The following is a 24,411-nucleotide window of genomic DNA, read 5'->3' as shown; positions in this document are numbered from 1 at the left end:
TGACCAGGCTGTGCCTACCGACCCGGGACTGCCGACGTGCGTGGCGACGTCACGGACGGCGGCTGTGACGTCGATCCTCTCCGAGTAGCGGCCGCTGACGGACCGACCGACAACGCCTCGCTTCCGCCATTCAACTTCCTGAGGTGAACGGATCGTGCCTCCACGGTGTCGAACTCACGGACCTCGGGTCCGTGACGGCTGATGGTGAGCAACCGTGGCGAGTCGAACTCGTTGCTCACCAAGAAGAGCTGCTGCGGCGCGACCCCGGCGCGCGAGGGGACGACGCGCCATCCGGCCCTCACGTTCGCCTGCACCAGTTCACGAACGCTCCCGGCCCTCAGATCCGCTCCGCTCCGGTGCGCCTCGACGAGGCGGCCATCGCCGCTCTGGCGGGCCTGCGCCTCGCGGACCTCGCTGGCGGCGCGCCGACGGACCTCGAGCAACGTGTCGTACGGCGGCTTGCCGTCAATCTCGCGTGCCCGTGAGTCGAGGAGGACGTCTCGGTGAAGCCGGTCGGCGTGGGCAAGCTGGTGGGTATCGACGGCGCGCCGGAACAGGAGCCGCTCCCGAAGTCGAGCGTTCGTGTCGGTGAAGCCCTCGAGCAGCGCTCGGGGGGTCGGCCCGTCCTGCCTCCGGATCTGCGCGACCTCCTTGACGGTTCGCCGCCGGTCGAAGAACTCGTCCGCCGCAGCCGCATTGTTCCGCTTCTCGAACGCGAGGACGCGCTGCAGTCTGCGCGGTGGGAGCCCGGCCCTGGCGAGGGCTCGTTCGACGCGCTTCTTTTCGCGCTCCTGAGCCTTGTGCCGCTCGCGTTGCTCCGGCGACGGCGGCTTCGCAGGCTTGGACCGATCCCGCTTCTCGTAGTCGCGCCGCGCGCCTGCGCGCACTTGCTCAGCTGTGCGCGCCGCATCGCGCCGAGCTCGGATCGCCTCCTTGTTGCGGTGGTAGTACTCCCGCTGGGCCTCGCGATACTTCTCGGGGTTCGCCGCCTTGTAGCGCTCGCGCGCAGCACGGCGCTTCTCGGGATTCTGCTTGCTCCACTCGCGGACGCGCTCGACTTCGCGCGCCCGCCGCTTCTTCTCGGCGGCTTGAGCGCGCATGTACTCGCGGTTCTGCTCGCGGAGACGCTCGAGGTTCTTCTCACGGTGTTCCGCCCGGTAGTTCGGGTTGGCGTCCCACCATGCCTGCTTGCGCGCCCGGTCCCGGGCGATGCGCTCCTCTTCCGGGAGGGGGCGAGTCATTCGGCCGGGGTGTCTGCGTCGGCCAGACCCGAGAGGATCGAGAAGAGTTCCTCGCGGTACTCGGTGGGCTCGACGATCGCCCGTCCGACGATCTCTCTGACCGCTGCGAGAGCGGCTGGGTCGAGTTCGCCGAGCGGTTCGACACACCAGGCAAGATCCTCGTCGAGCCGGTAGTCCGGCTGGTCGACGTGGATCTGCGGGTAGTAGATGAATGCTGCGATCGCGGTGCGCTGCAGGGCGACATCGATCTGGTCCTGTGCGGTCATAGTGGTAGGTCCTTTCGGTCGTGTGGTTGAAGGTATGGACGGGGTCGCGTGCGCGGCCGGAGAGGGGTCGATCTGTGGATGGGTGCCCCAGCTGCGGAACGTCGGAGGCGTCAGCGCCGCCCGAAGGAACGTGCGGTGGATGGTGCCTCGCGCATGGAGGGCACCGATCTCGCCGACCGGCCGACAGGTCCCGTGGCCGGTGACCCCTGCGCTCGCGGGACTGGCCCGCGGTAGTCGGCCGGCAGCTCGCCGGCCGGATACGCGGCGACATCGCGAGGCCCGTCAGCTTCCCCGGTGCGCCAGAGCTCCTCGGCGACGTCATCGAGAAACCGCGTGCGCTCGTCGACGGTGTCGAACTCTCGTGCCTCCACTTCGCCCTCGAGGTAGACGAGTGCCCGCGGCCGCCCATGCTCGTCCGAGGCCATGACGATCGCTGTAGGCCATCGGCCGAGGTCCCAACCGTTCCTCCCCCAGTCGGGGATGGCGCGCCATCCCGCCCGCTCGTTCGCGGCTATGAAGTCGTATCCGTTCCCGTGGGTCTCGACGATCCCTGCCCTTGCCGGCGAAAGGAGGACGCCGCGGCGTACTTGCGAGCTTGATGGCGAGTCGGGGGCGGATGCCGCGGACTGCTCCGCGAACTCGCGAGCCTGCATCGCGTTGTCCTCTCGGCTGAAGTCGACGGCGGCCCCCGGGTGTCGCGAAGGCCGCCCATGGGTCACCGTGCGAGGTGACGCGTCTGTTCCGGAGCGAGTTGCTGTTCCGCCGCCGCCGTCGCAGCCTTCGGGGCACGATCGATCACCACCCGCCCGCTGGCGAGGTCGGCACCGATCGCTCGGAGCGCGAACTCATGCGACGGACGGGTGTTGCCGTCCTTGTCCTCGTAGGTCGAAAACCTCAGGTCACCCGTCGCGACGAAGGCGTCGCCGGACCGAAGGGTGCTCGCGATCCGCTCGGCGAGCGGCTCATGCCAGACCACGGCGTCGTGGAAGGCGATGTTCGACACGACGGGGTAGCCGTTCTCGTCCCGGACGAGCTGCCCGTTCTCACGCTTGTAGTCCTCCTCCACGAACCGGAAGCGGATCTTCGGACCGTTGGCGTGCTCCAATCGCTCTGGATTGGTGACCAGCCGCCCCTTGAGCGGGATGTTCTCCTTCGTGGTTGCCATGACTCCTCGACTCCCTCCAGGGCCACCGGATGCGGACCTCACTCTTCCGATGCCACCCGCCGCGCAGCGACGGCCGCGGCGCAGGGCGGTGTTCGACGGAGGAGCGCAAGTACATGGAAATTCGCGAGGCGAAGCGGCATCCGACGTCGCCGCCCGAGGCGATCGAGCAGATGGTGAACCTCGTCGTGCGCGCGGCGATGGAGCGGAACGAGGTCTTCGTGTCGCTCCGCGCCGAGCCTTGAGTACTCGACGTGATGGAGATCGTCGCGGCGAAGATCCCACCGGTTCCCGCACACGGCGCATACCGTCCCGGCCGGCGATCGCCGGCGCTGCTCCGCGTGCCACTCCTCGCGGCGCTGCCACCACTGAGGCGAGTCGATGTACGCGTCATACCGCTGCTTCCGCGCAAGCCCGAGACCGGCCCGCGGGCGGCTCGCGGGTGCCATCGACATCAGGCTCGCGACTTGTCCCAGGCGTGGAGTCGCGCGGCGTACGGGCTTGCGGCCTTCAGGCGTGCGGCAACGAGCTCGCGGTCTCGCTCGAGCTGTTCGGCGATCGGCAGCTTGATCCAGGGTGAGAGCTTCACGATCGCGGGCTTGAGCTGCCGGAAGAACACGAGCGCCGTGCCGAACGGCAGGGTACGAATCTCGCTTGCCCGCAGCACTCGCTTCTCCTCGCGCGCGTATTGGTGTGAGACCCCGCTCTCAGATGTGGAGTACGAGCGGCGCTCGAGTTCAACCTCGCCGACAAGCGTCTCGAGATCTTTGAGATCAGATGGGTCGGATCCTCCGGGAAGCACGATCTTGAGGCTCGCCGCGCCCCACATTGCTCGGGCACCCTCTCGTCCCCACGCCATCTCAGCCTGCGAGATGGACTGCAGCACCACGATGACTGTCAGCCCCGACCCGCCGCTGTAGCTGATGAGCTTCGGCAACGTCGGGACCTTGAAGTTTGCCGCTTCGTCGAGGATGAACTGCACCGGAGGATCCAACCGGGCCCCCGGCGACGCGCCAGCGACGCCCTGAGCGACCGCGGAGATCTCCTCGACCAGAGCGACGATGAGCGGCTCGAAGGCCGCGGCCGATGCGGCGTCCCCGATCAGGTAGAGCGTGCCGCGCGACATGATGAAGGCGAACGGGTCGAACGCCGCGTCATCCTCCTCAGGGATCATCGACGATCGCACCTTCGGCGACGCCATATATGTGACATCCGCATATGCCGCCGCCCAATCGTTGCCACGCTGCTCTGGGCTGCCGGTGAGCACGGCATTGAGCGACCGCGCGGTGGCTCGGTCGGCGTCGGGGGAGCTGTTGAGGATCTCGAGTGCTTCCGTCTTGGCGAGGTTCGGGTCGCTCATCCACCGCCAGAAGTCCTCGATCGTGCGGCCGTCGAGCGCGGCCGCGTGGAACAGCGCGAGGATGATCTTCTTCGACGTCGCTTCCCAATAGCCGGCGTTCTGAACTCCCTCGAACCCATCACCGGGAATGAGGGATGCCAGGCGTCGCATCGCGACGTCGAGGTCCACCGCTCCGTCAAGCGGCGACCAGCGCAGCTGGTTCCCGGCGCCGGCTGCGACACCGCTCGGGTCGAAGACGAACACCGGCCCGCCGGTCCGCTTGCGATGCTCGATCGTCAGGAGGAGGTTGTCGGCCCGCGTGGATGTCGTCACGACTGCGCCCATCGCCTTGGTGAGCATGGGCACGATGAAGTTGAATCCCTTGCCCGACCGGGACGGGCCGACGAGGATCGCCGAGTCCTCGACGCTCATCCAGATCGGCAGACGATGCGAACGGCCGATGCAGTAGCCGACGTCCTCGGGGCGCGCTGCCTTCACATCGAGGGATGGGCGGAGGGTGCCCGCACGGGCGATGAGTTGATCGCCGCCTGCGTGCTTCGCGAGCTCGGCTCGTCGGGCGGTTCCCTTGCGAAGAGTCTCGGTCTTCGCCGATCCGCGCCGACGTGAGTTCCAGTACGACGCGCACACGACGATTCCGGCGACGATTGCTGTCACGAGTGCCCAGTGCACGAGCGCGGAGACCGGCTGTGTGGTGACGGATGTCGGGTCGGGCTGCCCGTAGAGTCCCAGCAGTTCCCACACTGTGAGACTGGGGAAGGAGGTCGACGTGAACGTCGCGAGCGCGAAGACCACTCCGGCCTGAATGGCAACGAGGGCGGCGGCGATGCCGACGGTCGCGAGTGCGATGTTTGCGCGCCAAGAATCCGGTGATCGCATCGGTAGGTCCTCTCGGTTACCAAGGTGATCCCGAGGCCGGCGCACCGTGGTAGAGCCGGGTGACCGCGTCGTAGACTCGGCTCATCGCGCGGGCCGGCGCGCTCCACGCCTTTTCGAGGAGCCGGCCCCATTGCGTTACTGGCAACCCAAACTGCGAACAGTTCAGCGAGGCGAGTGGCTTCAGTTCGACGGGTCGCGGCGGATCGCGGTGATTCGCATAGTTCAGCGATCGACTCCGCCGCGATCGCTTCTCCGTGCCGAGACGTGGGCGCCGGATGCTGCCGCTCGAGCGTTCATCGGCTACTTCCCGGCCGATGAGCTGCGCCTCGCGGCCGAGTGTGTGTGGGACGAATACCAAGCCGCAATGGCGGGTCAGCACGAGGAGGCCACGGTGGCCACGGTTCACGATCGCGGCGTCGAGTGGCATCCGCTCCTCAATGCAGAGGAACGCACGCCCGGCGTTTGGACGATGGTCGACTCGGCGGGGCGGGCGTATGGAGCCGTCCGGATCGTTCGAGAGGGCGAAGCGATCGTCTATGTCAGCGAGCTTCGTGGGGAACGCCTCGGCGGCCGCAATGTCCGCCTGCGTGAGGCGGCCGAACGCGTCCACGCCGCCTACCTTGCGGGACAGCGCCTACCCTCGAGCACTTCAACGACAGCAAGGCCAGATACGAGCTAGTAGTCCGTTGCGGAGTTGCTCAGGTAAAGGCCCTCGGCGTCCTTCGCCTGCGCGATGGCTTCTCGTACGCTTTCGTCCTTCAGGTCGAGCACACGGAGAGTCTTGTCCTTCATCTGCGCCACCGCCTCGATCCTGTGGAATTCGTCGCCATACTGAAGGGAGAAGTCTGCAAGGCCCCGAAGCTTCGGGAGGGCATCGCCAAGGTGGAAACCGTGCGGGTCCACGATGGAGACCTTCACATCGGACTCGGTTCCGTGGAAGAACACGAAGTCGGGACACATGCGGCGCCAGCTTCCCTTGCCGTCCCTGTAGGCGATTGCCAAGGAATCGTCGGACGCCCGGCCAGGGTTGCGGTACCAAGCGAGAAAGCCTGCGCGGTTCCGTTCTGCGTCGAGTACGGTCGTCTCCCATGTATTGAGGGAGCCGATGGGGAAGTTGCCGCTCGCGTCGGCCATGAGGTGCTGAGGCCGAGTGTCGACCTTGGTGCCGTCCACATCCGCCGCAGTCTCCTCAGCGCGGACCTTGGGGCGGCGAATATCGATGCGCTGGGGGTGTGCTGACATGGCTCGGATGTCGTCGTAGACCGCTCGTCGTTCGTCTCCGAGGCCCTTGATATCGACTCGGTACTGCGCGAGCCATCGCATCGCGAGCGCGGTGGCTTCGCGGTCGATTTCGGTCGAGACCCCGTCGATTTGGGCGAGAGCCGCGATCTTCAGGTGAGCGTCAAATAGACCGTCATCTACTTCGTCTTCGACGGCAATGTGGTCAGCGTACTTGCGAGCGAGGTCGGCGGAGAGGATGCGCTGGGCTGTCTTGAAGTCAGCCTCGACGGAACGCTCGTCGGCGATCTCATGGAATTTCTCGGGCTCCGCCACCTTCTTCCCGGCCACGCTGGCGACTATTGTCTCGCCCTCGACGTCGAGGAGGCCGTAAGTGGCAGCATCGATCTTGTCTTTATGGCGCGCCATGAGTCCGTCCATGACGGCGAACATTTCAGCGTAAGCGGCCTTCCGGGCATTAGGGAGTAGCCCATCGCGGGAGAGCGCTTGAACCAGGCTTGAAAGCCGCTTTGTGGGCTTTGCGGCCTTCTTCGGCAATGACTGCGAGGGCAGCGAGTCGAACGCTTCCCAAACGTAGTCCGGGATCGCGGTGTTGACGTGCATGTCAACCGGATGAAACAGCACCCGGCGACCGTCGCCGCCGCCGGTCCCGCCACTCCCGTCGTCACCCTCCGGCTTCTTGCCAAGGAGGACGTCCGCGACCTCCGTGGCAGTCGCGCGGTTGAAGAAGGGCAGGACACAGTCCACCGAGTTCAGCCTGTCGTCGCCAGCGATGCGTCGAGCTAGAGGCGTGCGGACCATTCGGCCGAGCAGCTGGGTGATGTGGGTCTTGTCTGACGCCGGCCTGTACGACACGAGCACCTCGGCGCGGGGGCAGTCCCAACCGGTCGAGATTGCATCCTTGGCGAGCAGCACGCGGACGTGTTCGGCCTCCTGCACTTTCTCGGGTGCGATGTGGGGGATCTCATAGTCCCCAATCTGGATTGACGCATGATCGCCAAAGACGTGCGCGATGCCCTCGCCGGGGAGTTCGGGCCACTCATCACGGATCGCGTCGACGGTGTTTTGAAGCAGCTCCTTGGACGGAGTGTTCGGCACTTGGACGACGAGCAGCGGCACAACTGTGTCTCCAGGAGAGTCTTGACTGTCGGCGTACTGCGCCCACCAGCGGCTTGCATCCTTCACCTTACGAGTGCCGCGCTTCAGGAGGACCGTATCGAAAGTGCCGCTCTCTACCGGGAAGTCCAGACGGATATCGTCCTTCAGGAGACCAGATTCCTGAATGAGCGCCGGGTCGACTTCGTAGCTGGGATAGGGATAGCGTCCCTGGGCGTCCTTCATCGCCTCCGTGAACCGCTCAATAGTGGCGGAGATTCCCCAGACGACGGGGATTGGAGGGGCGCCGTTGCCGTTGATGAGCCGCTTGACAATGGTCTGCTTCTCGGTCTTGTCTTCGGTGGTGCGGCGCTTCATGCCCTTGTGTGCCTCATCGAGGATGAGGTAAAGGGTGAGCCGCTCGTCCTCAATAGTGTTGCGGATGGTGTCCCAGATGGTGTGCTGGTGAAGGTCCGGTGAGGCAGCGCGTGCAACCAGAACCTCGCCTTCCTCTTCCGCCGCGCCGCGGACCAGCAAGGAGTTCTTGGACAACTTCTGCGAGTTCAGGAAGTAGACCTTCCCGGGCTCGAACTTCTCCTGATTGAACGTGCTCCCGATGACCTGAAGGCGAGAGTACGCGATCCGATCGGCGGAGGCGTCCAGGATTCGGGCCTTGGTTTGTTCATTCAGCGACGGATCGTCGGTGAACCACAGGATGACTGCGCCTGGGTCCGCGTCGAAATCCCAGTCTGGGTCGCCGAAAAAGAGCGCCTCAATTACTGCGGAGGCCATGACGGTCTTGCCAGCGCCGGTGGTAGCGGCGAGGGAGAAAGAAACGTTTCGTCCCTTGCGGTGGTAGTCATCGTGGGCGTCAGCGAAGTACGTGAGCATCTGTCCGACGGCGTCGGCCTGATACTCCTTCAATGTGTACTTCATCAGTTACTCCCTGCCCGTATTGATCGTGAAGTTGGTCAGGTAGGACTCATACAAGCGGACTGGCTCTACGTGCGGGGGAAGCTCGGAACAGACCATCTGGAATGGCCGGTCGTCATCGGTCACGATGAATGCCGCACGCACGCTTTCGGCGTCGGCGAGAGCGCGGAGGAACGATTGAGATGCGTCAAGGTCGAATAGCACACCGTATGTGTCGGCGACGGCAAAGTCCTCGGCTGCCTTGTCAATGCGCGAGCCTTCAGCTCCGGCTCTGAGCCACAACAGTGGTGCGACGGCCTCGAACGATCTGTTGTGTGCCACTCGCCGAGGCGCTTCATATGTCATCGTGAAGAACTCGACGTTCTCCTCGAAGCCCTCAGCCATGGGAAAGCCGTCTGTGAACTTATAGTCCCCCTCGATCGGGTCGCCGTCGGGTGTGGTGCCCATGACAGCAGCATGGAGTCTGGGCTTTGTGATGTAGTCGCAGATCCCCAGCGATTCCCAGTCTGCATCGCCCGGCCGCAGTTTCCTCGCACGAAGCTCCGCCTGCTCACCAGCAGAGACTTCGTTGTTCGTGACGAGGATTGCCTGGCGCTGACCGCCATGTTGCCTGTTCAACCGCATTACGGCATGCGCGGTTGTTCCTGATCCGGCGAAGAAGTCGAGGACAGTGGCTCGCGGCTTGTCCTTGATGAAGAGCCTCAGGGCATCTTCAACCGCATAGAGCGACTTGGGAAAAGGAAACCGTCGGTCGGGCAGCAGTGCAGCGAGCAAGAGCGTGCCGCCAACCTCAGCGTTGTGGGACGGCCTGACCCATGTCGATGTCGGTGTCTTGAGTTTGTCCGTGACGTACTCAGCGATCACCGCGCCGCCTACTTCATGACCGATGACCGCTGCTCGTCCGCCTTCGATATCCGCAATCTTGCCCGATGTCAGGTACGAGATCTCCCACTTCTGAGGCTTGCTCGGTGTGTGTCTGCCAACGCGAACGAACCCATTGGAGTTGATCTCACGGAGCGCAGGCGCAGTGAGACCCCAGTTCATCTCGAGACCTGAGTCACGTATGGGGAAGACTGCAGTGCACCCTTCACGTTGTGGTGCCTCGTCTCGTGGTGTATCGGGCGCAAGCGCATCGCCGATCTCTTCGATCGTGCCCGCCTCCGTGACGTAGATCGGGTAGAACTGTGACGGACCGCCCTTTGCTGTACCGCGCGCTGACGCAGCATCGCTCCGGCGCAGCGTTCGCCACGGCACGCGGGTCCCACCGGTGAAGCTTGGATCCTCCTCTTGACCGACGGCAGCATCGCCCATCATGACAAAGAAGATGTACTCCTCGGACCGCGCAAATCGACCCGGGCGGTGTCGCCCGCGTGGATTGACCACCGTCGTGACCATCTCGACCGTCGACTCGGGGAAGATCTGCTGCAGAAGTAGGCCGAGTCGCAGATACTCCTTCTCGTCGATCGTGACGATGAGGACAGAGTCTGCGGGGTTGAGCAGGCGCTTGGCTAGCCTGAGCCTGCGATCCATGAAGGCAAGCCACTTGGAGTGCCGATACAGATCTTCTCCGTCGACATAGTCGTTGTTGTACTTCCAGTCACGAGAACCCGAGTTATAGGGCGGGTCGATGTATATCGCATCAATCTTGCCCTCGTGCGTGTACAGAAGCGTCTGAAGCGCGTGGAAATTCTCAGCGTTGATCACGCTGTGGCAAGGCTTCTCCCCTCCACGTGCCACCCTTCCCGTCGACACGAGACCGGGATAGATCGGATCCCGGAACTCCGCAACGACAACTAGATCGTCACAGGCCCGGCTGGCCGTCTCGACATCCGAACCGTCACGGCCCTCTCGAGCCAACGACGCCACCCGTCCGCCGTCGATGCGGCCAATATCAACAACTCGCCAGAGGCGCTGGTCAACGCTCATGGGATTCTCGCCACGAGGGGCCAGAAAGCGGACCTTGTCGCCCTTCCTTATCGGCCTCCCTGGCAGTTCAACCGTCTCCGGAGTGTGACGTTCGAAGTTGAGCCCGAACTCGCGGCGTGCGGCGAGCGCCTTGATGTGGTCACGAATGTCGTCGGCGAGCTCAGGATCCTTCTGCTCCACCTGCCGCAGGAGGTTGCTCAGATTCGACAACGATGTCCCTTCTCGCTTGTCCGACTTTGGAAAGGCTATCCCGTTGGGTCGAGGCGCGTCGCGCGTGGACCAAGTTGACAACCGGGAGAACCCTTCTCGGCGGGCGTCGCAACTTGTCGCTGGTTCCCGGCACGAGGACAGGTCGTCGGCGCTACCCGACATCGGGTTGATGCTCGTTCCCGAGAGCTGTCGTTTCGCGAGCGGTGGGCGTCGCTAGAAGCTGCGGCGGGCGTTCCCTGCTGACGTCCCGCAGGCAAACGTGAGCGGCTTGACACCCCCGAATACACCCCTCGTGCTCAGCAACAAGGCCTACGCGGCGACCTCGGGGCGCCGCGTGCCGCATCGGGTGCAGTACATCCCTGGCTTCGTAGTCCAGTGAATCTTCGTACTGTCACAGCCGAACGCAAGTGTCCAATCGGCGCACGCAGCATGGTGACTGCCTTCACTCTGCACCAGAGCATGATCCAACCGCCCGTGGTCCTCTGCCGGTGCTTCGCCCGTGCCGGCGTCCGAGCCGCCTCGCTGCGGGCCAGTGTTGCTCACCACGTTCTGGGTACGCGGGGACGCAGCAGTCCGAATTTCCTCCGGGATCTCGACCTCGAAGCGTCCGCTGGTCTTGAAGACCTCCAACTCCTGCTCGGTGAGGATGTTGCTCACCAGGAACGGTCGCTTGCCAATCTTCCACAGACCCACCCCTCTTGGGAGAGACGAGACCTCGTCGATCTCTCGATCAGTCAGCCCGAGGGACTCCTTCGTCGCCTCGAGCACGTCGGCTTCCTGTCGATAGACGATGCGAATCTCGGCATCCGTCAGCAGGCCTTGCGCGAGCGCCCGCGCGGCCGAGCCTTGGTCGCCGACCATGTCCAGGTCGGTAATGCGGTGCATGATTAGCAGATTGCAGAGGCCGTACTGTCGGGCCAGCTTCCATTGCTCGCTCATGCGGAGCAACATGAGCTCGTCCCGCAGCATCCGCCACCCTTCGTCGTAAACGAGGACGCGGCGCCCGCCCTGTGGATCCATCACGGCCGCCTCGACCCAGGCCGCCACAACGGTCATCGCGACCGAGAGAAGCGTCCCTGATGCGCCCATGAAGCCCGAGGTGTCCATGACGACCATCGGCGCGTCAGCGTCGAAGGTGACCGTGGACTCGCCGTCGAAGACGCCCGCAAGGTCACCCTCAACCAGCCGACGCATGCCGTGGGCCACGTCGGCATCCGCGACCGGCTCTGCGGGAGCGCCGTGTTCGGGGTCGACAAGCCACCGGTAGACGTCGCGGATGGTGACCAGCCCGGCGCCAGCGCTGTCGGCCACGGCGCGGTCGAGCGCGATGTCGAGCTGGGTGTGCTCGACCGGCTTGAGGTCACGGTCGATCAGCGAGGGAATGATCGACGACAGGAGTAGCCGCCGACGCGACTTCACGAGCCGCGCCCAGGCTGCGTCGCTCAAGCGCGAGTCGCGCGGGCCTTCATCGAGCGGGTTGAGCCGATGGTCTCCCGACGGTGACAGAGCGATCACCTTCCCACCCATGGCCTCGGCGACAGGCGCCCATTCCCCTTTAGGGTCCGACGCGACGGTGACTTTGACGCCCATCGTCGCCATCCGCGTGGTGAACGATTTCGCCCCCGCTGACTTCCCGGTGCCGACCGTGCCGATCCAGACCATCGATGTGCCGGTGACGTGGCCCGTCTTGTACAACTCGTACGGGTCGAACACGAAGTCGCCGCCACCGCTGACGTCGGCGAGCTTGCCCATCCATACGCCGCGCGTTCCGAGGCCCTCTTCGGTGAGGAAGGGGTAGGCATACGAAGTGACGAGGGAGCTGGCGCGGTGCGGTCGCGGAGTCACGTGCGCCGGCCCCCACCACGCCGTCCGTCCAAGATCGCCCCACGCTTTCGCCCGCGGCTCAGTACTTGTAGCCCGTCCTCGCTGCGATGGCGCCGTCGCGCTGACACGCTCGCGCATCTCCGCCTCGCGCGCCTTCCGGGCCTCGCGCGTCTCGTTCTCCGGGATGACCCGGCCGGCGAACGCCTTGCTCTTCATCCCGTATCACCACACCTTCAGGCCGCGCGTCTTCGCCGGCGCGAGCGCGAAAGGCAGGCCGCTCGAGTTGAACGCGGCGAGCTGCTGCCCGAACATGGGGCGAACCTCCATGCTCTTGCCCTCGACGGCGGTCCGCAGCTCGCTCGAGAAGGCGTCGAGATCCTCGAGGGTCGTCGCCGTCACCGTGATGAGACCGATGTACTCGAGGTCACCGAACCCCTGCGTGAGCTCCGCCTCGCGCTGGTCGATCGCGTCACGCTCGCGCTTCTCGAACGCATTGTCTTCGCGGTAGTTGCCTCGCTTCTGCCGCAGTTCCCGGTTGGAGTCGATCGCTCCGCGCTCGCGTTTGATCCGCGAGATCGATTGCCTCAGCTTGACTGGCGAGAAGTACAGAGACATCGCGTGCTGGAACGGCAGCGTGTTCACGGCGTTGAGAAAGTCGGGGAGGGTCGGGATGCGCGGCCATTCGGTGATCTCGAAGGTACGGTGCATCACGCCGTCGACTTGGATGTGGTCCCAGTGCTCTTCGCCGGCCATCGGCCCGGCCGATTCCGGCGCGACGCCGGCTCGGTCGGCGGCGCGTTCCTCGATCAGGTCGCCCGAGGTGGGGTCGTAGCCTATGCGCGTCACCGCGGCGAGCTGCCGGGATCCGAGCCAGTGTCGAACGGTCACGGAGCAGTCCGTGAGGCCGCGCCTCAGTGTCGCGACCTCACGGGCCATCACGGAAACGAGGCCCGCCCTGCCGCCGCGCTGCGCCCGGATCTCCTTGCCGATCCTCGACTTGTCGAGGACGACGGCAAGGTATTGCCGATGCGTGGTAGTCGTCGCCACTCCAGCGTCGAGCAGAGTCTCGTACTGCTCGCGGGCCCAGCTCGACACCGAATCGGAGGCGCGGCGCTCGTAGTAGTCCCGCAACTGCTTCGGCTGCGCGACACGAGATGTGTTCATCACCTGTACGCGAGCGAGCCCGACGTGGTTGACCAGGCCGGACTGCAATTGCGCCCAAGCTGCTACCCGAGCCTCCTGATCGCGGTCGTCGAGGAGGCCGTAGCCGGGTGACGTCACCTCCACGACGGCCGTCGCGGTTCCGGATGCGGCATCCTCGATGATCGCTCCTCCGCCCTGCGTCTCGAGCAGGCGAAGGCTTCCCAACGCTCCGGGCAGCTGTAGCTTTCCAGCGTCCGCGATCGGGATGCCGGCAGGGCGGCGATAGCTGGTCTGACGAAGGAGCTTCCTCATCGTGAACAACGCTCTCTGCTGAATGGTCGAAAGGAGCGGGTGGCCGTACTCGTCGAACCAGAGGCCGACGGCGATCAGCACCGCCGCGGGGATGAGCGCCGTCGTGAGCCCTTGGACCGGGTCTGGCGCGGTGAACATGCTCAGGATGGCGAGCCCGGCCCCGGTTCCGGCCACGGCGAGCTGGGCGGGGCTGTAGTTGCCGAGGACACCGGTGCGACGGCGACCGGGGAATGCGAGGCGGGGAACGCCCGTGGGAGCTTCTCGTGTCATGGTCAGCCTCGTTTCTTGGGACTACTGCTTGGGCACCGGTCTCGGTTGATGGCTCGGCCTCGAGGGCCCGGGCGCCGGTCGCGACGGCGGGCCCAGGTTCGGCCGCGGCGCCGAGCTCGCGGACGGCGCGGCGTTCGGACGGTTCGGCACGGGCCCAGGTCGATTACCGCGCGAACCGGAACTGCCCGAGCGATTCGGCACCGGCTTCGGAGCACTCCGGCCAGCACTGCCACCGCCACTACCGCCACGTCCCATTGCGATCACGGATGTCGCGGCCCGGCCGGTCCTCTGTGCGCCGTTCTTGAGGTTGCCCTCGCCTGCCGCCCGTGCGTAGGCATCGGCGACCTCAGTGCCGAGGAAGCCGAAGAACTTCATCGCGATCATCGGCGCGAAGGCAGCGACGAGTAGTCCGACGAACGCCGCGATGAACATCACCAAGTTCATGCCGGCCGAGACGGACACCATCTTCGCCGAGAGCGACAGGATGATCGCCGCGAGCGGCTTCGCTGCCACGAGCGAGATGAAGATCTTCATCCAGAGGCCGATCATGTTCCTCGAAGCCTTCTCCGCAGGCAGGAACATGAGCGCAAGCGGAGCGAGCGCGATCATCGCGACGATGGCCCACCTGCGGAAGGCGAGCATCATCATGAGCGCGAGGGCAGCGCCGGCCATCAGAAGCCAAAGGATGAGCGGGATGCCCAAGGGGTTGCCGCCAGCCGCGCTGAACACCATCCATACCGGAGGCTCGTACTCGCCTCCGTCGGTCGACTGCCACTCGTCACCGACCTTGCGTAGACCGACACCTTCCATGAGGGTCGTGCCGAGGCCACCGGGGCCGGACTCGAACGCGTCGAGGAGTGCGATCGTCGTTTCATCGAAGCCACGCACCAGCTCGGGGCCGTACCAGAAGACCACCCGGGTTCCTGCGACCATTGCCACGCCGCCGACGAGGGCGCGCAGCACGCCTTGGACTCGCCCCTGGGCGGCCGAGCGCATGATCTGCCAGATCATCGCGGCGATCGTCAGCGGCACCGCGAGGTAGAGCACGACACTACCGACGCTCGTCGCCGCGTCCAGGTCAGCGTCGGTCGGTCGGCCGTCCGTCGTGCGCGAGTCGATGGTAAAGATGCCGTTGAGGATGTCGCCCACGAATGCCGCAAGTCCGAGAATCCCAGACCGGAGCAGATCGAGAAACCCGTCACTGAACCAGTCACCGAGCCAGCCCATGTCGCGCCTCCTGGTCAGCCGATCGGGTTCTGGCCGGACGCCCACTTGATGATCGCCGGTGCTGCGCCGATGACGACGGCGCCGATGATCGAGAGGAACACCATCCACTTGCCCGCGGTCTGCTGCCTCGAGTTGTCGCTTCCCGACCCGGCCACCCAGGTGAAGATGCCGGCGATGAGCAGCGCGACCATCGCGACGACCCCCAGCGTCTGGAAGTTGCCGACTTGCTGCCCGATCCAGCTGAAGATCGGCCACGAGCTCGAGGGCGTCACCCCGGGGTCGATCTCGCCCGCGATCGTGAGGGTCCTTGCGTCCATGTGAGTTGTGTCCCTTCCGAGCCGCTCATCGGCTCGGCACTCTGATTCGCCCCGGCGCGCATCCGGCAGGCGGCGCGGTGGATCACAACGCGCTCGAACGGCGCCCTGGCCACGACCTCCAGTACACCCGAGGGGTTCAGGTGGCCCCTCAGCTCGGCATGGACGCGGCCTGTCCGCGAACACCTGGACTCGCCAACGCTGAAAGCAGGTGCAGAGCGAGCTGCTGGTCGCCGGACATCGGGCGCGAGTACGAGATGACGATCAGGGCATGCTGTCCTCGAGCGGGTGCAACGAGCGGTTCTTGCGAGGCATCCGCCACGACACCTCACGCTGACGCACTGGACCCACGCCATCGAAGCTGTATTGCACCTGAATCACAATCGAGTCGATACGATCCTCGGGCCCAAGTCGAAACCCCGGTGAGAAGTCATCCGCTCGAGTAATGAAGTCCAGTTTCTCGCCGGCATGGACCAGGGCGGGGAGTTGAGCCTTGCTATCCGTGGAGACTGCGTGCTCGCCATCTCGTGTCCAGAATACGATCTCTGAACGAATCTCGTTGGCCGAGGATTCGAGGCGGCGCGTGAGTTCATGCATGGATACGCCATGCACGTACACAGTGGCCCCCCGGCACCAGAGAAACACACCGATGCTTTTGTGGTCTGGCAGAGGACCCGAGGACGGCACGCACTCAAACCGAACGTCAACCGAAGCCTCTGCCACGGCGACTGACTTGGCAGCATGCTCGGCCGCGTCGCGAGCGCTATCGGCCGAAGTCTTGGCGGAGCTCGCTAGGGATTTGGTCAACCACGCGTACCACCCTGTGACAATCACGAGTACGAGCGTGCTAGCGAGGGTGAGCCATTCCGCCATGCCGATGATCCTTGCAGACGATGCGAAAGTAGTGATCACGCCATTCAGGCTTGACCGCTGATCAGCCCTAGCGACTGCAGACCTCGGGGCCGCAGAGATCGACCCCGAACGCCCGTGTGAACTCCTCGGGGTTCACCCAGCCGCCAGCGCCGGGGTCGGCTAGAAGCGCGACCACTCGCGGGTCGGTTGCATCGGCCGGATTCACGCGCACGTCGAGGTGACAACCAGTCGACGGCGGCTGATTGCCGACCGCGGAGATCTGCTGACCAGCCGCAACTTCGTCGCCGACGCGCACGAGATGATCGGCGGGGGCCGTATGCAAGTAGCCGATCTGCCCAACGCCAGGCGTCTCGATCAGCATCGTGAGGGTGCCCGCGGATAGGACGCGGCCACTCATCATCGCGTAGACCGGCGTACCGCATTCGGCTGCGAGATCGACGCCCCGATGGAACGGGTTCGTTCCCATCCCGAGGTTGCGCCATCCGTAGCCGTCGGTGAGCGAGTACCCAGCCGGCAGCGGCAGCACGAGCTCGCCCGATGCAATGCATCCGCCAGTGCCCATGGAGTGCTCCGCCTCTGAGCCGGCCACGCCAGCCCAACCGACCTCTGGGGGGATCGAGATGGGGCCTTGCTGCGACCACAATGCGTCGACCGCGCCTGACGCGGTGTCTTCCCACTTCGCATATGCGTCGGGGAAGCCGGATTTCTGTACGCGCTGCGCCGCCACGGAGACCGGCAGCTGCTGCCATCCCGGCACCTGATCGAGTGCCATGTAGAACCGGCCAGCCGCATACGGCGGGTCCATGATCTGCTCGAGGGTTCCCCAGCCCATCGACGGACGTTGCTGGAAGAGACCGAGCGAGTCGCGATCTCCATACTCGATATTTCGCAGTCCCGACTCCTGCAGGGCTGTGGCGATCGCCACGATCGCCGCTCGCTGCGCGGTCGCTTCGTCTGGGAAGAGTGCCTTCGCCGCACCGATGAGGATCCCCACGTTCTGGGTCTGCTCAACATCCAGGTGCGCAACCGCGGTATCGACGGGGCGCGGTGGCGCGCAGGAGGCGGCCTGCGCTCCGCTCGCCAGAAGGATGATCACGAGCGCGATCGGGCCGACTACGGCAAGCGCCACCAGGGCGAGCAGAGCACCGGCGACCCGCAATGGGTGCTTCACGAGTTACTCCGAGCCCCACCCGCGGAAGTCGAACAACTGCAGACCGGTCATGTCCCATCGCGACGCAGGGCTCGGCCAGTTGTCATGGGCGCACGGCGCCGTGAGGACAATCGTGACGTTCTCCACCGCGGACTCGGGGGCGAGGCCGTCGCCGGCCCGGGTGATGGTCACCGTGTAGTCGAGTTGCACCAGCGAGCGGTTCGGAGCGGTGGTCACCACTTGATTCACACGAACCTCGCTTCGGACCCCGTTCCGCGCCCAACCCGTCCATGCGAGTTCACTGGCGCCGATCGACGTGAATCGGTCCTCAAGCCGACCGGTGTCGCCTTTGCCATTCATCCCTTCGCCGCCGTAGTAGCCGAACAGCCGATTCCATTCCCTGTCGACGGGCGCTGCCCATTTGTCGAAGCTCGCCACACGGCTGTCCCAGGTGAACAGGTAGGCGACGATGTCGTTCGCCATCGCGCGTGCTTCGGGAATCTGCGGTGCAGCGCATTCAGCAATGGTCACCTCGGTGTAGCTCGGAATCGTGAGCTCGTCGAGCGGAATCTCCGATGGCCACGACGCGAGTCCGGTCTCCGCGCCCGGCTTGGCCTCGGGGGCATCCGGCTCGATCCAGCCGTCGACGTTCGCAGGGATACCGGGGCCGCCGATATCGACCTGTCCGTTGTCCATGATGACCGGGGCCCCGCCCGATTCCGGCGTCTCCGCCGATGCACCGGGGAAGAGGTCTTCGGATGGCCCGGACTGAGTTGCCGGAGCCGGCGGCGTCGCTGCAGGCGCGATCGCGACATTCATCGCGACGATCGCCCCGATCACCATGAGCGTGAGCGCACCAGTCGCGATCACGACGAACCGGCCACGCCCAGTCGACCACAGCTCCCGAAGAGTCCCGATGAGTGATGCCCAGACCTTACCCATGTTCTCTACTCCTGATTCGCCATTCGCCGGAGCAGCTCGTCGAAATCACGCTCAACCGCAACCGCGGCCGAACTGTCCGGCACGACCCACATCGGGTGAGCCTTCTCGAGGTGCTCATTCGGCTTGCATCCGGCCTCGAGTACCCAGCCGCGCATCCTCGTGATCCACAGACCGAGCTGATAGTGGAAGTCGAGCGCCGCCCCGGGGGATTGCTGCTCGATGAACTGCTGCTCATTGCGGAACTGCATGAGCGCGAGGAGCTCCTGGACCATTTCGTCGTGCCGGAACCAACACGGCGGCACGATCTCGCCAGGGAGCCGGTAGGACCGCACCAATCGCTGGGTGAACGACCACGCGCGGTTCAGCTGGGCGCGCCGCTCTGACTCGCTGAGCCTCCACCAATCGATCGGTGGATTCAGCCCGCCGCCCTGGGTGAGAGGCGCGACAGGGTCGGGCTCACTCGTGCTGTGGTCGCCTGGCCCAAGTTCGTCGTCGTACACGCCTCACCGATCCCGCCGCTCGCGCAGTAGGCAGCAAGCGGCAAGGGTGGCGGGGCGCCGCTCAGGCCGCGTTCTCGCGCTCGAGGTAGGCGGCGAGGTACCGCTGTCCGGTGCGAGTCGACTTGCCGCCGAGCCAGTCGGCGACTTCGCGCCCTGACGGCGTCACGCCCTGCTCAAGCGCCTCGCGAATTCGAGCGTCGACGCTCCAAGACCCTGTCGACGTCTGCGGGGCGGGAGCCGGCGTCAGAGGCTTCCTGTGACGCGCGACCGAGTCGTTCGCTGATGCGTGCATGTCGGCGTCATCCGCGTCTGTCGCAGTCGTCGCAACCGCGACAGACTGCGTCGTGCTGGTTGGCGCTATCGGTCGGGCTGTCGTCGCGTTGTCGCGGGCGCCCGCGTCACGTCGCGACGCTCGCCCGGCCGCGTCATGACGAGCGCCATCGCGTGCCGCGCTCGCTGTTGCGATCCGTTCCCGTTCCTTGATGTCGGGGACGAGCTTCATGACGAGATGCGTGATCGCGACGAGCGCGGCCGGCGGCGTCGCTGCGAGCATGATCGCGACACCGAGCGTGGTCGAGGTCAGGTCAGCGGCGCCGAGCGCATGCGTCGCGTTCGCGAACACCGAGATCGCCGACAGGGCGAAGAACGTCGTGTACGCGAGCCAGCGACCGTTGATACCGAGCGTTCGGAACTGCGCCGCGGCGACCATGCAAGCGACGGTTCCAACGTCAATGAGGATCGGGAACAGCTCCGGCAAGGGCATGCCGTTGACGCGCGCGACATCAATGAGTGTCGCGTAGCTAATCGCCATGGCGGAGGCGCCGACAACGACGAGCGGCAGCACGAGCGACATCACGCTGCCCCACGTACGCTTCACGTTCTTCGCGCTCATCGCGTTATCCCCTCGATCGTGACGGTGCGGTGACCGCGAGTGCCGCGTCGCGGTCATCCCGCCAGTGCGGTCGTTCAGACCCGCACCAGGCGCAGGACTCGTCGAACTCGCCGATCCAGCGATGCCCGGCTGCGGCGCATTCGGCGCCAGTCGGTGGCCTTCGCGGTGTCCGCTCCGGCTGCGATGCTGACTTCGCTGTCGCGGATCCAACCCGATCGAAATCTTCGGTGCGGACCCAACGCCAGGGCTCGGCGGCGAGAGACGAGGCAACGTACGCGACGGGGTTTCCGACGCGTCGGGGAGCGGCGCCAAGGATGTCATCGGCCGCGCGGGACAGGTCGATGGCGCCGATTGCCACCTCGGGATGATGTTGGGCCAGGCGATCGAGAAGTTCGCCGAGGCGGAGCCGTGAGTCAAGCGCAGCGAGCCGCTCCGCGAGCGCCGGGTCGGACTCGGCTACAGATTCGTCGTCGTTCGGCGCGGCCGTCGCACGATGTTCACGACCGGCGATGGTCGTGAATGCGAGAGACGACGAAGAGTGTTCTTGGGCTTGGTCTTGTTTAAGCGGCGGATGATCCGGCGACGGGTCATCCGCCGAGGGCTTCGAACACTGATCACGTGGACTTTCGCCGGCCGCGCCCGCCGGTACTAAGCCCGGCGAAGGCCAACGCGGCTTTTCCGCCGAGGGCTGAGGGGGCGACTCTCCCATGCCAGATCGGGCCCTTGGCGGAATATCCGCCGAGGCTCCAACCTTCATCTCGGGAGCGTCGGTATCGGTCGATTGATGACGATCGACGGGGAGCAGCTCGGCGGGCGCCTCTGGGTCGCAGACGATGAGCTCCGTCCATTTCTGACCGCCGATCGGCGCGCCGAGCTCATCAACCTCGCCTGGGGCATACCGGTGCACCACGACCTCGAGGTAGCCGGCTGCCTCCAGCTTCCGCCGCGCGGCGAGGTACGCATCCTTGCCGAGGCCGAGATCGCGCATCACCTTCGACTGGGTCACCCGGAAGTCGGACCGGTGCGAGAGGAGATAGAAGAAGATCGACGAGGCGTTCCCGACAATCCGCTTATCCCGCACCCACCAATTGCGCACCTGGAGGAAGTCGCGCTCGAAGGCGAGTTCGGGGCGCACGAACTCGGTTTCCCGTCTCATGTCGTGATCCCTCTCGATTCAGACTTTGCGTGCATCAGGCCGCACGGCCCTGATCCGCCTGGACGCCTGCTCGGGCGAGAGCGGCGCGCATGTTCATCAGGGCCAAGCGGTGTGGCCGGGAGGCATGCGGATCGAAGGCGTCATCAAGGAGGAAGGCGCGAAAGAGGCTTGTGACGTGCATGTTCGGCCGGCCACCCCATGTGACGCGAGCGAGCGCGGCGACCTCATCCGGCGCGAAACCCATCCGCGCGAACTCAGGGGCGCGGCGCGCCTCAGCGTGTCCGTGGCCCTGATGCGTCGGGGGATTCTCGGCGAACCACCTGACGGCGGCTCGATACGACCGCTCGGCCGCGTCGTCGACGAACGCCTCGACGGTCCTCGCCGTCTTCTCGATGACGACCGGAAGTGGCGTCAGCCCATGCGCGGGATCGATGCCGGCATCTGCGGCGGAGGTGGCAACGCCCGGCAGATGAACCAGTGCGTCGAGCTCACCGACCCGGTGGCCGGCCTGCCCGATCGCCCATATGCCGGCGCACTTGGCCAGGTATGCCCACGGGTCTCGCGAGCTGAGCATGCCTGACGCGAGCGCTTGCCCGGTGCTTGCTTCCGCAAGGCGGACGAGGACGGTGTTCGTCACCTCGTCACGCTCGATCGCGTATCCAAGCTTCGCTCGAACCGAGCGCGAGATCTGGCCGGAGAGATACTGATCGACTTGGTCGACCAGCTCGGCACAATCGGCCGATGACCAGAAGTCACGCCCGACTGAGGTCGCGGCCATGACGACCGCCTTCAATCGGTTCCCGGACCACCGCTGCATCTCAGCTCACCTCCCCAGCAGTGGTTCGCGAGGCTTGAGCATCTCGTCCCCACTCCATCGCCCGCCGCAGGACCGAGGCAAGGCCACGCCAGCTGCCTTCCGACAGCTGTGCGGCAATCTCCGCAGGCGGGTGATCTTCGAGCAAGCGCTCGAAGGTGCTGAACCCCCGTGTCAGCTGGGTCTCGGCGATCACCGCAGCGGACGGCTCAGCAACGATCGGGGGTTCGACGAGTGCCCGCACGCGCTTGTACTCGCCGTCGACCTTGCCCAGGGTGTTCGCTCGATCTCGAGCCCGACTCGCTTCCTGACGAATCGGCTCGGGAAGAGACGGATCCTCCGACCACTCCGCGAGGCGCTCGAACTTCTCCATCGTCCGCCCGGAGACGCCAAGGTAGTGGCTCATCAGGTCCCGCGACTTGCCAGATGCCTGCAGCGTCCCCGCTGCAGGCCGCTCCGTTGCGACATCAGCGCGCGCGACGAGTGCCGCGGCAGAGGTGACTGGATCTTTCGCGGGTGGCAAGTTTCCACCGCCGATGGGCGAGCCCCATCGCCGATGATTCGTGCTCGCCGCGCCGGCTTGCTGCGCCGCCTTCGCTCGCGTGGTCAGAATCGGATCGAGCACGTCGCGTTTGAACGCGAGCTGTTCCTCCAGGGACAGATCCTGACGGGCGTCGTTCTCTTCCCACTCCATCAGTCGTCGCACTTCAGGGTCGTCGGCCGATTCGAACTCACGAGCTTCGATCTGCTGCCAACCGAGCTTCTTCGCGGCAGCCAGGCGAGTGCTTCCAAAGATGAGGACGTTGCGCGGCGTCACGCCGATCGGCATGAGCAGCCCGACATCCGCGAGCGAGCGAGCGAGGCGATCAACGGCCGTCGGGTCCGGCTCCTTCCTCGAACGATCGTGCGGAAGCACGATCGCCTCGACATCGGCCCAGATCACCGGATTCACCTCATCGGTGCGGTTCAGCGGCATGGCGGGCTGAATGGCGGTCATGCGCTCAGCCCTGAGCTGCGCAGCTCGTCATGGACGTCGCGGGCGATATCCCACGCCACCCAAGCGCACGCGAGGGAAGTGCAGTCCGTCGCTGGCGTGGAGGGCGAGGCCGACTCACACCACAGGCCGTGAGTCGTCTCGCGGATCCGCTCGGCGAGTGCCCCGAGTTGCTCGACCTCCGAGCGCTTGAACGGCGTGGCAGGCCCACTCGTGGACGCCGCGCTCGCGTCGACGGCGGCGAGGTGCGCCCCGCTGATAATCTTGAACATGGATTGATTCCTCCTCTTGCTTTCCGGCGAAACGGAATCTCGGCCCCCCGCTGCAACGGGGGGTCATTTCTTTGGTGGTGGTCGGATGTCGACGTAGCGTCACGCTGCGTCGACGAGGATGGGCTGCACCCGAGAGAACAGGTAGACGTCCAGATCGACGGGGTAGTACACCGTCTTGCGGCCGTGCTTGTGCTGCACCGGCCCCTCACGCCTCGACGCGAGGTTGTAGAGCGTGCCCTTCGCAAGTCCGCAGTATTCAGCGGCGCGCGTGGAGTCCAGGACCTCACCGACACGGTGGTCTTCAACGAAGCGCTCAAGCGCCTCGTCCGCCCCCGACAGAGACCTGCGCGCGTCATCCAGCAGTCGCTTCAACACGACCTTGTCGCTCATCAGTTCTCCCCATTTCTAGGCAGGGTGTCTGGGAGCAGATCCGAGGCCGGTACGCTCAACGCTCTGGCGATCGCGAACACCTCTGACACGGTGAAGTCGATGTGGCCCGCCAGCTTCCGGCCGAGGGTCGTGTTCGGAATGCCGATCTCGAGCGACAGCGAGAGCTGGCTCCGCCCCTGCGTCTTGAGCGCCGACCTCACGCGTTCAGCTACGTTTGCCCGTATCTCACTGCTTCCCATATGGGTAGCGTAGGGTTCCCAAACGGGAAGCGCAAGCAAATTTGCTCTCACAATGGCTCACTAAGCACCCAAACGGACGCATAAAGTAATCCGTATGGAGACTTCGGGCACAGAGTTCAATCGCTGTCTGATGACTGAGCTTCGCGCCGAACGCAGCATGCGCAATGTCACGGTCAAGCAGCTCGCCGAGAGGGCAGGCATCTTCCACGGGACGCTTCTGCGGTACCTGAACAACCACCGGGACATGCCAGTGCCCGTCCTCTACGACGTCGCGATGGCACTCGACGTCGATCCAGCCGCTTTGGTCGACCGTGCGGCGGCCCGTCTCGCAGCCGAATCCCGCGCGCCGTCTGGGCAGCTCACATTCGACGAAGCTGACGGCGCAGATGAGCCGGATCCCAGCGAGGTCGGCCGCCGCATCGCGCTCCTGGTCTCGGTGCTTGCACGGGGTCGCGGCTCTGCGCACGGGTACAAGGAGATCGCACCGCTGCTGCTCGAGCGCGGAGTCCGGTTCAGCCAGGAAGAGTGGGCCGAGCTGCTCGAGGGGAGTGCCGTGCGCGCTCCCAGCCGTCGATCGCTCGAAGCCATTGCCGATGTGCTCGGCATCGATGGCGTCTACCTCACTGGCGCCGTCGGCGACCCCGAGGTCGTTCGGATCGAGGCGCAGCTCGACTTCCTCCGTGCGCTGCACGAGAGCAAGGTCGAAGGCCTCGCCGCTCGAGGCAGCGACGACATCACGCCCGAGACCCTCCGGGCGATCACCTCGAGTCTTCGGCACGAGGAACGTTGAG

Annotated in this window: 24 protein-coding genes; 2 read left to right on the top strand and 22 right to left on the bottom strand. The window is 65.4% G+C overall.

Going from position 1 to position 24,411, the window contains the following annotated elements; translation table 11 throughout:
* Positions 1 to 14: 14 nt before the first annotated feature.
* The 3 genes from AVP42_RS12855 to AVP42_RS16745 form a co-directional block, all read right to left on the bottom strand.
* On the bottom strand, positions 15 to 1,241 hold the full coding sequence (locus AVP42_RS12855; protein ID WP_067949627.1) for a hypothetical protein: 1,227 nt from the start codon (positions 1,239 to 1,241) through the stop codon (positions 15 to 17).
* Positions 1,238 to 1,507 (bottom strand): hypothetical protein, encoded by a 270-nt coding sequence (locus AVP42_RS12850; RefSeq protein WP_067949625.1) that lies wholly within the window; start codon positions 1,505 to 1,507, stop codon positions 1,238 to 1,240. The genes AVP42_RS12855 and AVP42_RS12850 overlap by 4 nt, the downstream gene beginning before the upstream one ends.
* Positions 1,508 to 2,222: 715 nt before the next feature.
* The gene (locus AVP42_RS16745) at positions 2,223 to 2,672 is read right to left on the bottom strand and encodes a single-stranded DNA-binding protein (protein ID WP_067949622.1); all 450 of its coding nucleotides are present in this window, start codon (positions 2,670 to 2,672) and stop codon (positions 2,223 to 2,225) included.
* Between the two features lie 113 nt (positions 2,673 to 2,785).
* Between AVP42_RS16745 and AVP42_RS16990 the strand changes: the two genes are divergently transcribed.
* On the top strand, positions 2,786 to 2,914 hold the full coding sequence (locus tag AVP42_RS16990) for a hypothetical protein (protein ID WP_255361475.1): 129 nt from the start codon (positions 2,786 to 2,788) through the stop codon (positions 2,912 to 2,914).
* A gap of 209 nt (positions 2,915 to 3,123) precedes the next feature.
* On the opposite strand, the gene AVP42_RS12835 is transcribed toward AVP42_RS16990, so the two are convergent.
* The 19 genes from AVP42_RS12835 to AVP42_RS12755 all read right to left on the bottom strand — a co-directional run bounded on the left by AVP42_RS12835 (position 3,124) and on the right by AVP42_RS12755 (position 23,620).
* The gene (locus AVP42_RS12835; RefSeq protein ID WP_082847245.1) at positions 3,124 to 4,905 is read right to left on the bottom strand and encodes a TraM recognition domain-containing protein; all 1,782 of its coding nucleotides are present in this window, start codon (positions 4,903 to 4,905) and stop codon (positions 3,124 to 3,126) included.
* Positions 4,906 to 4,921: 16 nt separating this feature from the next.
* Positions 4,922 to 5,515 (bottom strand): hypothetical protein, encoded by a 594-nt coding sequence (locus AVP42_RS16485; protein ID WP_157356837.1) that lies wholly within the window; start codon positions 5,513 to 5,515, stop codon positions 4,922 to 4,924.
* A 65-nt stretch (positions 5,516 to 5,580) separates the two neighbouring features.
* Entirely contained in the window at positions 5,581 to 8,175 is a 2,595-nt protein-coding gene (locus AVP42_RS12830; protein WP_067949620.1) for a DEAD/DEAH box helicase, read from the bottom strand.
* Positions 8,176 to 8,178: 3 nt separating this feature from the next.
* Positions 8,179 to 10,308, bottom strand: a complete 2,130-nt coding sequence (locus AVP42_RS12825; RefSeq protein WP_067949619.1) for a DNA methyltransferase — start codon at positions 10,306 to 10,308, stop codon at positions 8,179 to 8,181.
* A 309-nt stretch (positions 10,309 to 10,617) separates the two neighbouring features.
* On the bottom strand, positions 10,618 to 12,348 hold the full coding sequence (locus AVP42_RS12820) for a hypothetical protein (protein WP_067949618.1): 1,731 nt from the start codon (positions 12,346 to 12,348) through the stop codon (positions 10,618 to 10,620).
* Positions 12,349 to 12,354: 6 nt separating this feature from the next.
* Complete coding sequence (locus AVP42_RS12815) at positions 12,355 to 13,857, bottom strand: SCO6880 family protein (protein WP_067949612.1); 1,503 nt, start codon at positions 13,855 to 13,857, stop codon at positions 12,355 to 12,357.
* Positions 13,858 to 13,878: 21 nt separating this feature from the next.
* The gene (locus AVP42_RS12810; protein ID WP_067949610.1) at positions 13,879 to 15,084 is read right to left on the bottom strand and encodes a hypothetical protein; all 1,206 of its coding nucleotides are present in this window, start codon (positions 15,082 to 15,084) and stop codon (positions 13,879 to 13,881) included.
* Between the two features lie 14 nt (positions 15,085 to 15,098).
* On the bottom strand, positions 15,099 to 15,401 hold the full coding sequence (locus AVP42_RS12805) for a hypothetical protein (RefSeq protein ID WP_067949605.1): 303 nt from the start codon (positions 15,399 to 15,401) through the stop codon (positions 15,099 to 15,101).
* 261 nt (positions 15,402 to 15,662) lie between these two features.
* Positions 15,663 to 16,271 carry a hypothetical protein gene (locus tag AVP42_RS12800; protein ID WP_067949603.1) on the bottom strand — a complete coding sequence of 203 codons (609 nt, stop codon included), beginning with the start codon at positions 16,269 to 16,271 and terminating at the stop codon, positions 15,663 to 15,665.
* 67 nt (positions 16,272 to 16,338) lie between these two features.
* A complete protein-coding gene (locus AVP42_RS12795) occupies positions 16,339 to 17,442 on the bottom strand; it encodes a M23 family metallopeptidase (RefSeq protein ID WP_067949600.1) in 1,104 nt (367 codons plus the stop codon).
* Between the two features lie 3 nt (positions 17,443 to 17,445).
* Positions 17,446 to 18,363, bottom strand: coding sequence for a hypothetical protein (locus tag AVP42_RS12790; protein ID WP_067949599.1), 918 nt, complete (start codon positions 18,361 to 18,363; stop codon positions 17,446 to 17,448).
* 5 nt (positions 18,364 to 18,368) lie between these two features.
* A complete protein-coding gene (locus tag AVP42_RS12785; RefSeq protein ID WP_067949597.1) occupies positions 18,369 to 18,863 on the bottom strand; it encodes a hypothetical protein in 495 nt (164 codons plus the stop codon).
* 61 nt (positions 18,864 to 18,924) lie between these two features.
* A complete protein-coding gene (locus AVP42_RS12780; RefSeq protein WP_067949595.1) occupies positions 18,925 to 19,755 on the bottom strand; it encodes a hypothetical protein in 831 nt (276 codons plus the stop codon).
* 4 nt (positions 19,756 to 19,759) lie between these two features.
* A complete protein-coding gene (locus AVP42_RS16480) occupies positions 19,760 to 20,911 on the bottom strand; it encodes a hypothetical protein (RefSeq protein ID WP_157356836.1) in 1,152 nt (383 codons plus the stop codon).
* A gap of 34 nt (positions 20,912 to 20,945) precedes the next feature.
* Positions 20,946 to 21,689 (bottom strand): hypothetical protein, encoded by a 744-nt coding sequence (locus tag AVP42_RS12775; RefSeq protein ID WP_157356835.1) that lies wholly within the window; start codon positions 21,687 to 21,689, stop codon positions 20,946 to 20,948.
* Between the two features lie 40 nt (positions 21,690 to 21,729).
* Entirely contained in the window at positions 21,730 to 22,722 is a 993-nt protein-coding gene (locus AVP42_RS12770; RefSeq protein ID WP_067949591.1) for a ParB N-terminal domain-containing protein, read from the bottom strand.
* Entirely contained in the window at positions 22,719 to 22,991 is a 273-nt protein-coding gene (locus tag AVP42_RS12765) for a hypothetical protein (protein WP_067949590.1), read from the bottom strand. The genes AVP42_RS12770 and AVP42_RS12765 overlap by 4 nt, the downstream gene beginning before the upstream one ends.
* Before the next feature lie 99 nt (positions 22,992 to 23,090).
* A complete protein-coding gene (locus AVP42_RS12760; RefSeq protein ID WP_067949588.1) occupies positions 23,091 to 23,381 on the bottom strand; it encodes a helix-turn-helix domain-containing protein in 291 nt (96 codons plus the stop codon).
* A complete protein-coding gene (locus AVP42_RS12755; protein WP_067949586.1) occupies positions 23,381 to 23,620 on the bottom strand; it encodes a helix-turn-helix domain-containing protein in 240 nt (79 codons plus the stop codon). The genes AVP42_RS12760 and AVP42_RS12755 overlap by 1 nt, the downstream gene beginning before the upstream one ends.
* Before the next feature lie 130 nt (positions 23,621 to 23,750).
* On the opposite strand from AVP42_RS12755, the gene AVP42_RS12750 reads away from it, so the two are divergent.
* The gene (locus AVP42_RS12750) at positions 23,751 to 24,410 is read left to right on the top strand and encodes a helix-turn-helix domain-containing protein (RefSeq protein WP_067949584.1); all 660 of its coding nucleotides are present in this window, start codon (positions 23,751 to 23,753) and stop codon (positions 24,408 to 24,410) included.
* Position 24,411 lies beyond the last annotated feature (1 nt).

The sequence above is a fragment of the Agromyces sp. NDB4Y10 genome (genome assembly GCF_001620055.1).
Classification (GTDB): domain Bacteria; phylum Actinomycetota; class Actinomycetes; order Actinomycetales; family Microbacteriaceae; genus Agromyces; species Agromyces indicus.
The sequence above is the reverse complement of the archived record's forward strand: the minus strand, read 5'-3'. Positions and strand labels throughout refer to the sequence as shown.